Source organism: Stenotrophomonas sp. SAU14A_NAIMI4_8, assembly GCF_003086695.1.
Lineage (GTDB): Bacteria > Pseudomonadota > Gammaproteobacteria > Xanthomonadales > Xanthomonadaceae > Stenotrophomonas.
This window is the reverse complement of sequence record NZ_CP025999.1, coordinates 3,315,021-3,327,079: the sequence shown is the minus strand read 5'-3', so window position 1 is coordinate 3,327,079 and position 12,059 is coordinate 3,315,021. Positions and strand designations below refer to the sequence as shown.

Annotated in this window: 7 protein-coding genes; all 7 read left to right on the top strand. The window is 68.7% G+C overall.

Translation table 11 applies throughout. The features are described from left to right. The first annotated feature begins 122 nt into the window (after positions 1–122). The 7 genes from pilG (at position 123) to C1930_RS15170 (ending at position 12,028) form a co-directional block, all read left to right on the top strand. Positions 123–524 carry a twitching motility response regulator PilG gene (pilG, locus tag C1930_RS15200; protein ID WP_042614342.1) on the top strand — a complete coding sequence of 134 codons (402 nt, stop codon included), beginning with the start codon at positions 123–125 and terminating at the stop codon, positions 522–524. An 18-nt stretch (positions 525–542) separates the two neighbouring features. Beyond that, positions 543–905 carry a response regulator gene (locus C1930_RS15195; RefSeq protein ID WP_108756949.1) on the top strand — a complete coding sequence of 121 codons (363 nt, stop codon included), beginning with the start codon at positions 543–545 and terminating at the stop codon, positions 903–905. Next, a complete protein-coding gene (locus C1930_RS15190) occupies positions 905–1,435 on the top strand; it encodes a chemotaxis protein CheW (RefSeq protein WP_108750815.1) in 531 nt (176 codons plus the stop codon). The genes C1930_RS15195 and C1930_RS15190 overlap by 1 nt, the downstream gene beginning before the upstream one ends. 41 nt (positions 1,436–1,476) lie before the next feature. Continuing rightward, positions 1,477–3,513, top strand: a complete 2,037-nt coding sequence (locus C1930_RS15185; protein WP_108750814.1) for a methyl-accepting chemotaxis protein — start codon at positions 1,477–1,479, stop codon at positions 3,511–3,513. 100 nt (positions 3,514–3,613) lie between these two features. Then, on the top strand, positions 3,614–10,237 hold the full coding sequence (locus C1930_RS15180; RefSeq protein WP_108772098.1) for an Hpt domain-containing protein: 6,624 nt from the start codon (positions 3,614–3,616) through the stop codon (positions 10,235–10,237). Further along, positions 10,224–11,567 (top strand): chemotaxis protein CheB, encoded by a 1,344-nt coding sequence (locus C1930_RS15175; RefSeq protein ID WP_108756946.1) that lies wholly within the window; start codon positions 10,224–10,226, stop codon positions 11,565–11,567. Before C1930_RS15180 ends, C1930_RS15175 begins: the two co-directional genes overlap by 14 nt. Continuing rightward, the gene (locus C1930_RS15170; protein WP_108756945.1) at positions 11,564–12,028 is read left to right on the top strand and encodes a chemotaxis protein CheW; all 465 of its coding nucleotides are present in this window, start codon (positions 11,564–11,566) and stop codon (positions 12,026–12,028) included. Before C1930_RS15175 ends, C1930_RS15170 begins: the two co-directional genes overlap by 4 nt. Positions 12,029–12,059 lie beyond the last annotated feature (31 nt).

Here is a 12,059-nt window from a genome sequence, read left to right as displayed (position 1 = left end):
GTTCAGCCGGGCGCCACGCCAAGCCCGGTGGGACGGCCTTGAAGCGGGCGCGGAAAGTGCGATATAGATACGCTTTCGCAGCGGCACCCAACCTAGAAGGGCCGCGCGCTTGGGGAATGGCAATGACTGAAAACATGACTGCGGGCGGGGAACTCGCAGGACTCCGGGTGATGGTCATCGATGACTCGAAGACCATCCGCCGGACCGCGGAAACACTGCTCAAGCGCGAAGGCTGCGAGGTGGTGACGGCGACCGATGGCTTCGAAGCACTGGCCAAGATCGCCGACCAGCAGCCGCAGATCATCTTCGTCGACATCATGATGCCGCGGCTGGACGGCTACCAGACCTGTGCCCTGATCAAGGGCAACCAGCTGTTCAAGTCCACCCCGGTCATCATGCTGTCCTCCAAGGATGGCCTGTTCGACAAGGCGCGCGGGCGCATCGTCGGCTCGGAGCAGTACCTGACCAAGCCTTTCACGCGTGAAGAACTGCTGGGTGCCATCCGCACATACGTCAACGCCTGACCAGGGGGGAAAGGCACAATGGCTCGTATCGTTCTGATCGAGGATTCACCGACCGACCGCGCGGTGTTCACCCAGTGGCTGCGCCGTGCCGGCCACGAGGTGCTGGAAGCGGACAACGCCGAAGATGGCCTGCAGCTGGTCCGCGACCAGGTGCCGCAGCTGGTGCTGATGGACGTGGTGCTGCCGGGCATGAGTGGTTTCCAGGCAACCCGGGCGATGGCCCGTGATGCGGCGACCAAGCACATCCCGGTGATCATCGTCAGCACCAAGGCGATGGAAACCGACAAGGCCTGGGGCCTGCGCCAGGGCGCAGCCGATTACATCGTCAAGCCGCCGCGCGAAGAAGAACTGATCGCGCGGATCAACGAACTGGTGGCCTGATGCGTTCGCCTTTCGACATTCTTGAAGCCTACGAACGGCGCAGCCTGGCCCATGCGGTGCAGCTGCCCGAACGCCAGTTCGCCCAGGACCTGTGGCGCGGCGTGGGCTACCGGGTCGGCCAGCGCCGGCTGGTGTCCGATTTCCGCGAAGTGGTGGAAATCGTGCCGATGCCGCCGGTCACCCCGGTGCCATGCGCACAGCCGTGGCTGCTGGGCGTGGGCAACCTGCGCGGCAACCTGTTCCCGGTGGTCGATCTGAAGTACTTCCTGGAAGGTGCGCGCACCGTGCAGCAGGAAGGCCAGCGCGTGCTGATCATGCGCCAGGCCGGCGGCGACGTGGCCCTGACCATCGATGAACTGTTCGGCCAGCGCAGCTTCGAGCTGGCCCAGCAGATCGATGCCGGTCGCCTGGCCGAGGGCCGCTATGGCCACTTCGTAGATCGCGCCTTCCACGCCGACGGCCACGAATGGGGCGTGTTCTCGCTCTCGTTGCTGTCGCGCACTCCTGAATTCCGGCAAGCCGCGGCCTGAGGCCGGGCAACGCCCCCTGTATTGAACCTCGAGGTTGAACGATGAGTACTGCTTCGGACGCCACCAAGACCGGCAAGCTGCGGCTGGGCGGCAGCAACCTGTGGCTGGCCCTGCTGTTGCTGTCCATGGTCCTGTTCGGCCTGAACACGGGTGTGGCCACCTGGCAGGGCAGCCGCCTGGCCGATGCCGGCTCCAAGGCCGCCGACCTGCAGGTGCTGTCACAGCAGCTGGCCAACCAGGGACGTGATGCCGTGGGCGGCAACGCCCAGGCGTTCACCGCCTTCAAGGCCACCCGCAACGCGATCGAACAGAACGTGTCCACCCTTCAGGGCCGCTACGGCAGCGAGCCGGGCGTGTCCAAGGCCATCGGCACCCTGGCCGAGACGTGGGCGCCGCTGGGCAAGCAGGCCGGCCAGCTGGTGGCCAGCGAACCGGCGGTGCTGGCCCTGGCCGGCAACGCCAACAACTTCACCGGCGCCGTGCCGGGCCTGCAGGCGCAGCTGAATGAACTGGTGCGGGCGATGTCCGCCTCGGGCGCACCGGCTTCGCAGGTGTACAGCGCCCTGCAGCAGGTGGTGGTGGCCGGCACCATGGCCCGCCGCGTGACCGAAATGCGCGCCGGTGGCAGTGGCGCAGCCACGGCCGGCGATGCGCTGGCCCGCGATATCACCGTGTTCTCGCAGGTGCTCGACGGCCTGCGCAACGGCAACGAAGAACTGGGAATCACCGCTGTGCGCGGCGCCGGCGCGGTGGCTGCGCTGGAACAGTCGCAGCAGAAGTGGGAGGCGATGAAGCAGGACGCCGACGCGATCCTGGCCAGCTCGCGCCAGCTGTTCGCCGCGCAGTCGGCCGCCACGGCCCTGGGCCAGGGCTCGGTGCGCATGCTCGACGACAGCCGCAAGCTGTTCGAAGCGTTCTCCTCGTTCGGCTCGGTGTCCGACACCCGCCTGTTCCCGAATTTCTGGATCGGCGTGGTATCCGGTGCGCTGTCGCTGATCGCGATCATCGGCTTCGTCTCCACCAACGTGCGCAGCCGTTCGCGTGAACAGGAACTGCGCTACCAGACCCAGGTGGAGTTCAACAGCCGCAACCAGCAGGCGATCATGCGGCTGCTGGACGAAATCAGTTCGCTCGGTGAGGGCGACCTGACCGTGAAGGCGTCGGTGACCGAGGACATGACCGGCGCGATTGCAGACGCAATCAACTACGCCGTGGATGAACTGCGCCACCTGGTGACCACCATCAACGACACCTCGGCCAAGGTGGCCGTGTCCACCCAGGAAACCCAGGCCACGGCCATGCAGCTGGCCGAAGCGGCCGGCCACCAGGCCAACCAGATCACCTCGGCCTCGGACCGCATTGGCGAAATCGCTGCCAGCATCGAGCAGGTGTCGCGCAACTCGGCCGAGTCGGCCGACGTGGCACAGCGCTCGGTGGTGATCGCCGCCGAAGGTGCCGGCGTGGTGCGCGAAACCATCCAGGGCATGGACCAGATCCGCGACCAGATCCAGGAAACGTCCAAGCGCATCAAGCGCCTGGGCGAGTCGTCGCAGGAAATCGGCTCGATCGTGGAACTGATCAACGACATTTCCGAACAGACCAACATCCTGGCGTTGAATGCCGCCGTGCAGGCTGCGTCGGCCGGTGAAGCCGGCCGCGGTTTCGCGGTCGTGGCCGACGAAGTGCAGCGCCTGGCAGAACGTACCTCGGGCGCGACCCGACGCATCGAAAACCTGGTGCAGGCCATTCAGGCCGATACCAACGAAGCGGTCACCTCGATGGAACAGACCACCGCTGAAGTGGTATCCGGTGCGCGCCTGGCCGAAGACGCCGGTACGGCCCTGACCGAAATCGAGCGCGTGTCCAACGCGCTGAACACCCTGATCAAGAACATCTCGATCGCCGCCCAGCAGCAGTCCGCTGCGGCCTCGGACATCACCCGCACCATGGGCGTGATCCGGCAGATTACCGGCCAGACCTCGCAGGGCGCCGGCCAGACCGCCGAATCGATCGGCCACCTGGCACAGCTGGCCGCCGATCTGCGTCGTTCGGTGGCCGACTTCAAGCTGCCGGCGTGACCGCGGCAGGGCGGCGAGCAAGGAACCAGTCGATGAAGCATTTCCATTCCCCAGGCCACGGTCCGCGCGGTAAGCGCGCGGCGGCGACCGGAGCGCACCGATGAGCAGCAGTCTGCGCGACGCCATGAGCCATGCAGCCCTGGGCTGGGTCAAGCCCGAGCTGGACGAGACCCTGCGCCTGGTGCGCAACGAGGTCGAGTACTTCGTGGAAGACCCGGCCGATGGCAGCCGCATGCGCATCTGCGCCGGTTACCTGCACCAGGTGCAGGGCACCCTGCGCATGGTCGAACTGTATGCACCGGCGATGGTGGCCGAGGAACTGGAGCAGCTGGCCGTGGCCGTGGGCGAAGGCCGCGTTGCCGACCGCGACGAAGCCTGCGCCACCCTGATGCGTGGCAGCGTACTGCTGCCCGACTACCTGGAGCGCCTGCAGAACGGCCATCGCGATATTCCGATCGTGCTGATGCCGCTGCTGAACGAAATCCGCGCTGCACGTGGCGAAGAAGGCGTCAATGACAGCGTGCTGTTCGCCTTCGCGCCCGAGAGCGTGACCGCCACCGAGGCCGAGCTGGACCACGCCCGCGGCAGCCTGAGCGGGCGCAACCGCGAACTGCTGGATACGGTGGGCAGCGCGGTGAAGGAAGAGCTGCTGCAGGTGAAGGATGCACTGGACCTGCACCTGCGCACCGGCGGCGCGCCGCAGCAGTTGCAGGAACAGGTGACCAAGCTGGGTGCCGTGGCCGATACCCTGGGCATGATGGGCCTGGGCGCCGCGCGTGGCGTGGTCGTGCAGCAGCGCGATGCGCTGCTGGGCGTGGTTGAAGGCCGCCAGCAGATCGATGAAGACCTGCTGCTGGATATTGCCGGTGCCCTGCTGTACGTGGATGCATCGCTGGACGACCAGGTCGCCCATCTGGGCGCCGGTGGCAGTGGCGAAGACGATCCCAGCGCCGTGGAAAACCGCCGCACGGTGGAAATCCTGGCGCACGAAGCCATCGCCAACTTCGCGGCCGCGCGCGAGCATTTCGTTGCCTTCATCGAGACCAGCTGGAACCACGGCGAACTGCAGGACGTGCCGCGCCTGCTGGGCGACGTGTCCGGTGCGCTGCGCATGCTCGACCTGGGCACTGCCGCCGACTACCTGCGCGGTGTGCAGCAGTACATCGAAGCCGAACTGATCGGCCGCCAGCGTGTGCCCAGCGGGCGCCAGCTCGATACCCTGGCCGATGCCATGGCCAGCCTGGAGTACTACCTGGAAGCGCTGCGCGACCGCCGTCCGGGCCGCGAAGACATTCTGGACATTACTCGCAGCAGCCTGGAGGCGCTGCGTTACTGGCCGCTGCCCGAGCGCACTGCGCCGGCCGCTGCCGAGGCCGCTGACGCCCAGCCCGACCCGGTGCTGCGTGAGGCGGTCGCGCTGCCCGCGGCCGCCCTGCAGGTCGAGCCGGTGCAGATTCCGGTGCAGCCCGCCGCACCGGCACCGGGCGACGTGCCGGTGCCGTTGCCTGATTTCACCTTCGATCCGCCGCCGGCGCAGCCGGTTGCGGAAGCCGATGCGCAGTCGCTGGTATTCGGCGCGCTGGAACTGGCCGATACCGATGCCGTGCCTGCCGCTGCGCCTGCCGACAGCGCCCCGCTGCTGTTCGCCGCATCCAGCGCACCGCCGCCGGCAGTGCCGCAGTGGGAGCTGGGCAGCCTGGACCACGCAGCGGACAGCGTGCCCGCCGAGCCGATGGTCGAAGAGGACGCGCGTGCGCCGACCTTCGCCAGCTTCGATCCGGTCAGTTATGAAGCCGATGCGGATGCAGGCGATGCATCCATCGCGTCGCACTGGTCGCTGACGGCCGCATCGCTGCAGGTGGCCGACGGCGCTGCGCACGTCCACGGTGATGCCGAGGACAGCGTGGCCGTGGCCGAGTGGGACGACGCCCCGGCGGTGTCGTCCTCGGTGGCGTCGTCGTTCGACCCGGTGGCCGCAGAACAGGACGGCCTGGCCGTGGCAGGCGACGACGTGGTGTTCCACTTCGACGCCAGCGAACTGGACAATGCCGAGCACGTGCTGTCGCTGGATGCGATGGAGACGCTGTCGCTGGACGAAGCGCCCCGCCTGGACGCAACGCTGGACATCGTCGATGCCGCGCCGCTGGCCGACGCCACCGTGCAGGCCGAGGAAGCCGAGCCGGCAGTCGTCGAAGCGCTGATCGAAGCCGAAGCCGAAGCACCGGTGCTCGCCGACGCTGAACCGGTCGCCGTGGCCACCATCGACGTGGACACCATTGCGCCGATCGATTTCAGCGAGGCCGATGCGCAGTTCCTGGCCGAACTGAGTGCGGCGGCGGCGGAGTTCAATCCGCACCCGGAAGCGGCCCAGGCCGTTGAACCGGTGGCCGTTGCCACCGGCGCTGCCGAGGTCGGCATCGAAGGCGGCTTCGAAGACGATGCCGAGAACATCGACCAGGACATCCGCGAGGTGTTCCTGGAAGAGTTCGACGATGAACTGCAGAACCTGGGCACGCTGCTGCCGCCCTGGCGCATGCAGCCGGACAACATGGACCGGCTGCGGCCGATCCGCCGCATCTTCCACACGCTCAAGGGCAGCGGCCGTCTGGTCGGTGCACGTACGCTGGGCGAATTCGCCTGGAAGATCGAGAGCCTGCTCAACCGCGTACTGGACGGCACCCGCCCGGCCACGCCGGCGGTGCTGGCCATGGTCGACCACGCGCACGCCGCGCTGCCGCAGTTGAACGCCGCGCTGCGCCACGGCCAGCGCATCACCGTCGATCTGCAGGCCATGCAGGCCATCGCCGACCGCGTCGGCGCCGGTGAAGAAACCTTCTACGTGCCGTTGCCGGGCGCAGCAGCGCCGGTCGCCGAAGCGCCGGTGGCGGACGTGGCCAGCGAAGACATCGCCGTGCCGGTGGACGCGCTCCACAGCGACGTTGCCGAGCAGGCCGCTGAACCGGTCGCCGAGGTGGTCGAGCCGGTAGGCACCCCCGCGCAGATCGACAGCGTGCTGCAGGAAATCCTGGAAGCCGAAGTGGAGCTGCACCTGGCCACGCTGCAGGCGTGGCTGCAGGACGCACAGCAGGCACCGCACGCGGTGACCGACGCGCTGCTGCGCGCGGTGCACACCATGAACGGTGCGTTCGCGATGACCGAGGTGCCGGAAATCACCGCCGTCACCGGGGCGGCCGAGTCGTACATCAAGCGCGCCCTGGCCGCGCAGGCCGTGCCGGCGGAAGAGGGCGTGTCGGCGTTGCTGGACACCGCGTCGGCCATTGCCGGCACCATGACCGCGCTGCAGGCCGAGCAGCCGCGCATCGTGCCGCACGATGCGCTGGCGCAGCGCCTGCAGGCGCTGGCTGGCGCGCTGCCCGAAGCGCGCTGGCCGGTGCTGGAAATGGACGATGACGACGCCGACGATCTGGCCATCGATGCAGACGAAGCGGCAACCGTGCACGCCGACGCCGCGTCGGCCGATGCGCTGGGCGACATCGAACCGGTACCGCCGGTCGAAAGCGAGCTGGAACGCGTTGAACTGACCGGTGGCGAAGATCTTTCGCCGTTCTTCGATGCCGGCTGGCCCGCGCTGCCGCAGGGCGGGGAAGGCACCGATGTGGTCGAACCCGAGCGCGAAGCCCGCACGGAAGCCGACGCTGCGCTGCCAGCGGAAGCGGAGGCGGAGGCGGAAGCCGCGGTTGGTTCAGAAGTAACCGAAACGCTGCCCGATGTCCCGGCCGACGCCGAGGACGCCGATCTGACCGGTGCCGATGATCTGTCGCCCTATCTGGACGCCAGCGCGTTGCCGGTGGACGACAGCGATGTTGAAGACGTGGTCGAACCGGCGTCGATTGACGCGATCGACACGCCGGTAGCGGCGCAGGCGCACGACGACACCGCGCTGTACGACGAAGAAGATGAACAGGCGCTCGACAGCACGCTGGCGAGCCTGCACGATGATATGGCTGCGCCCGGCTTTGCCGAGCCGGTCACCCTGGAGGCGGCGCTTGAAGCCGGCCTGCATGTGATCGAGCCGGAACCGGCGCAGGACGAGCAGGCCGACTGGCCCGTGCTCGGCCTGCAGGCCAGCGAACTCGCGCCTGGTGAGGCAGATGCCTTCGCCGAGGCTGCGGACGTCGGCGGGGAGGCGGCGGTCGGTGAAGGAGAGAGCGCCGACCTGCCGTCCCCGGCGACGGTGGATGCAGACGTGACCGAAGCAGTTTCGGTCGCACCGGCACCGTTGTTCGAGCTGGAAGACGCACCGGGGCAGGGCGCGTACGTGGCTTCGGCCGTTGAAGCCGTTGCCGAGACCGGCGCAGATGTCACCGCTGCCGTGGCTGCCGCCGACGGCAACGGGCAGGAAGACGCCCCCAGCGACCAGCTCGACTTCAGCGTGTACGACCGCGAGCTGGTCGATATCTTCGTGGAAGAAGGCAACGACCTGCTCGACCATTGCGACGGCCTGATCAGCGAGCTGCGCGAAGCGCCGCAGGACCGCGAGGCCTTGGCCGGCCTGCAGCGCGATCTGCACACGCTCAAGGGCGGCGCACGCATGGCCGGCATCAACGCGATCGGCGATCTCGGCCACAGCATCGAATCGCTGCTGGAAGCCGTGGCCGCCGGCCGCACCGAGATCGAACGCCCCGACGTCCACCTGCTGGAGCGTGGCTTCGACCGCCTGCACCAGCTGCTGACCCGTACCGGCGAACACCGCACGGTGGAGCCGGCGCAGGACCTGCTGGACGCGTTCGAAGCCCGCACCCGCGTGGATGCCGGCAGCGCCGTTGTTGCTGCCAGCAACGACGCGGAATCGACCGTCGTACCCGTGGCGCCGCTCGCCCTGGCCGATGCACCGCTGTCGGCACCGCTGCCGCTGGAAGGCACGCCGGACGAAGATCCGCTCGCCCGCCCGCAGCAGGAGCAGGTGCGCGTACGCGCCGATCTGCTGGACCGCCTGGTCAACCATGCCGGTGAAGTGGCGATCTACCGTTCGCGCCTGGAGCAGCAGCTCGGGGCGTTCCGCGGTGCGATGGGCGAACTGGAGCGCACCAATGCGCGACTGCGCGACCAGCTGCGCCGACTGGACCTGGAAACCGAAGCGCAGATCGTCGCGCGTTACCAGCGTGAACAGGACCAGGCCGATCAGAAGTTCGATCCGCTGGAACTGGACCGCTTCTCCACCCTGCAGCAGCTCAGCCGCGCGCTGAACGAATCGGCAGCCGACCTTGGCGGCCTGCAGGGCGTGCTGGACGATCTGTCGCGCCAGTACGATTCGCTGCTGCAGCAGCAGTCGCGCGTCAGCTCGGAACTGCAGGATGGCCTGATGCGCGCGCGCATGGTGCCGTTCGACGGCCTGGTGCCACGCCTGCGCCGTGTGGTGCGCCAGGCCGGCATCGATACCGGCAAGCAGGTGCACCTGACCCTGGAAGGCACCCACGGCGAACTGGACCGCAACGTGCTCGACCGCATGGTCGCGCCTCTGGAACACATGTTGCGCAATTCGGTGGCCCACGGCCTGGAAGCGCCGGAGCAGCGCCGCAGCGCCGGCAAGCCGGAGGAAGGCGAGGTTGCCATCCGCCTGCACCGCGAAGGTTCGGAAATCGTGCTGGAAGTGGCCGATGACGGTGCCGGCCTGGACCGCGAAGCGATCCGCCGCCGCGCCATCGACCGTGGCCTGCTGGGCGCCGATGCGCAGCCCAACGAGCAGGAACTGGACAACCTGATCTTTGCCTCCGGCTTCTCCACCGCCGACCAGGTCAGCCAGCTGGCCGGCCGTGGCGTGGGCATGGACGTGGTGCGCAACGAAGTGCGCCAGCTCGGCGGCTCGGTCGACATCCAGTCGGTGCGTGGCCAGGGCGTGCGCTTCACCCTGCGCCTGCCGCAGACGCTGGCCGTCACCCAGGCGGTGTTCGTGCAGATCGGCGAAACCACCTTCGCCGTGCCGGTGGCTTCGGTCAGTGGTATCGGCCGCCTGTCGCGCGATCGTTTCGAAGCGGCCGACAGCAGCTACCGCTACAGCGGCGAAGAATTCCCGCTGTACGACCTGGGCAGCCTGGTCGGCCAGGCACCGGCCCGTGCAGATGGCCAGGACCAGGTGCCGCTGCTGCTGGTGCGCGCCGGCGACCTGCGCGCGGCCGTGGCGATCGACCAGGTGCTGGGCAACCGCGAAATCGTGGTCAAGCCGGTGGGCCTGCAGATCGCCTCGGTACCGGGCATCTACGGTGCAACCATCACCGGCGATGGCCGCGTGGTGGTCATCCTGGACGTGGCGCCGCTGGTGCGCCGTTACCTGGCCAACCCGATCGTGCCGGTGCAGGACAACGCACCGCGCCAGGAACGGCAGGTGCCGCTGGTGATGGTGGTCGACGACTCGCTGACCATGCGCAAGGTGACCGGCCGCATCCTGGAACGCCACAACTTCGAAGTAAGCGTGGCCCGCGACGGCGTGGAAGCACTGGAGCAGCTGGAAGAGCGCGTGCCCGACCTGATGCTGCTGGACATCGAAATGCCGCGCATGGATGGCTACGAGCTGGCCACCGCGATGCGTGCCGACCCGCGCTACAAGGACGTGCCGATCGTGATGATCACCTCGCGCAGCGGTGACAAGCATCGCCAGCGCGCCTTCGAGATCGGCGTGCAGCGCTACCTGGGCAAGCCGTACCAGGAGCTGGACCTGATGCGCAACGTGTATGACCTGCTGGGGATCGCCCGTGTCCGTGAGTGATGTGAATCCGGTTCCGGCCGTTGCCCTGCTGGCCCGTCCGGGCGCGGCGCGCGAACGCCTGCGCGAAGCCCTGGCCCATGCCGATGTGCAGATCGTGCTGGAAGATGATCCCAGCGGCCTGGAACCGCAGGCGCTGGCCGATGCACAGCCGCAGTTCGTGGTGATCGCCCTTGAGGCGGCCATCGAGGACGCCCTGGAGCGCCTGGAGCCGGCCTTGTCCGCGCCGGGGCTGACCCTGGTGTTCGACGAGGCCGAACTGGCCGCGCGCCGTGACGGCTGGGAAGCTCAGCGCTGGGGCCGCCACCTGGCGGCCAAGCTGCACGGCCACCAGCAGGTATTGCCGCCCGGTGCCGAAGACGAGCCCAGCCTGCAGCTGCAACCAGGCCTGCCGTCCACGCCGCCGCAGCCGCAGGATGCCGCGCTGCAGCCGCACCTGGACCAGGCGCTGTCGTGGGCCGACGACGTGCCGGCCGATGGCCTGTACTCGCCTCCGGCCGACCTGCATGAACCCATCGCGCTGGAACAGGCGCTGGCCGCGCTGCAGCCGGTGCTGCCCGAGCCGCCGCCGTCGGCCGAGGCTGTAGAAGACATCGCTGCGCCGGTGATCGAACCGCCGCCGGTGCCGTCGGCTGCGCTGGGCGATCACACCGCCTGGTCGCTGGTGGATGAGCCTGCCAGCGCGCCGGCCCCGACCACTCCGGCGGCCGACGCTGCATCACCGACCACCTTCGATACCGACCACCTGAGCCTGGTGGACCTGGATGCAGCACTGCCCGCCGGCGCCCGCGCCGGTGCGCTGCTGGTGCTGGCCGGTATCGGCGGTCCCGATGCGCTGCGTCGCCTGCTGGGCGCGCTGCCGGCCGACCTGAGCGTGCCGGTGCTGGTACACATGCGCCTGGACGGTGGCCGCTACGGCAACCTGGTCAAGCAGATGGCGCGCGTTTCGCCGCTGCCGGTGCAACTGGCCGAACCGGGCCAGCGCGCCGTACCCGGTGAAGTGCACGTGCTGGCTGATGATCTGGGCGTGCAGGCGGCCACGGACGGGCTGTACTTCCAGACCCGTGCGCAGGGCATCGCGATCGACGCCCTGCCGCCGGCGCACACCGCGGTGGTGCTGCTCAGCGGCGCCGACCTGGCCCATGTGGGGCCGGCGCTGGACCTGGCCGCCGCCGGCGCCTGGGTGGCAGGGCAGGTGGGCGAAGGCTGTTACGACCCGGCTGCGGCCACGGCCGTGGTGGCCGCCGGCATGGTCGCCGGTGAACCGCAGGAGCTGGCGCAGGCGATTGCCGCGCGCTGGGGCCGGCACGAAGATGACGGAGACGCAGCATGAGTTACGCCAGCAATGACGAGATCCGCGGCGTCCTGATCCAGGCCGGTGGCGAGCGCGTGCTGCTGCCCAACGCCACCGTGGCCGAAATGATGTCGCGCGTGGCGATCGAACCGGTTGCCGACGCACCGCGCTGGCTGCTGGGGCAGATTGCCTGGCACGGCTGGCAGGTGCCGCTGCTGTCGTTCGCGCGCCTGACCGGCCTGGGCGATGAAGTGGTGGGTGCGCACAACAAGGTGGTGGTGCTGAAGGCACTGAGCGGCAACGCCCAGCGCCCGTACTACGCGCTGCTGACCCAGAACTTCCCGCAGCTGATCTCGGTGCCGCGCGACGGTCTGCTGGCCGACGCCTCGGAAGAAACGCTGCCCGACATCGTGCACATGCGGGTGCTGCTGGGCGAAAAGAGCGCCCTGCTGCCGAACCTGGATGCGCTGGAAAGCGCGCTGGATTCGCTGGCCGCCTGATCCGGCGGCTGCGCGCGCTCGGTAGGTGCCG

Bases quoted from the DNA above. Each gene is read 5' to 3' on its own strand.
- C1930_RS15170 (WP_108756945.1), top strand. From the start codon at position 11,564: ATGAGTTACGCCAGCAATGACGAGATCCGCGGCGTCCTGATCCAGGCC.
- C1930_RS15195 (WP_108756949.1), top strand. From the start codon at position 543: ATGGCTCGTATCGTTCTGATCGAGGATTCACCGACCGACCGCGCGGTG.
- C1930_RS15180 (WP_108772098.1), top strand. From the start codon at position 3,614: ATGAGCAGCAGTCTGCGCGACGCCATGAGCCATGCAGCCCTGGGCTGG.
- pilG (WP_042614342.1), top strand. From the start codon at position 123: ATGACTGAAAACATGACTGCGGGCGGGGAACTCGCAGGACTCCGGGTG.
- C1930_RS15190 (WP_108750815.1), top strand. From the start codon at position 905: ATGCGTTCGCCTTTCGACATTCTTGAAGCCTACGAACGGCGCAGCCTG.
- C1930_RS15185 (WP_108750814.1), top strand. From the start codon at position 1,477: ATGAGTACTGCTTCGGACGCCACCAAGACCGGCAAGCTGCGGCTGGGC.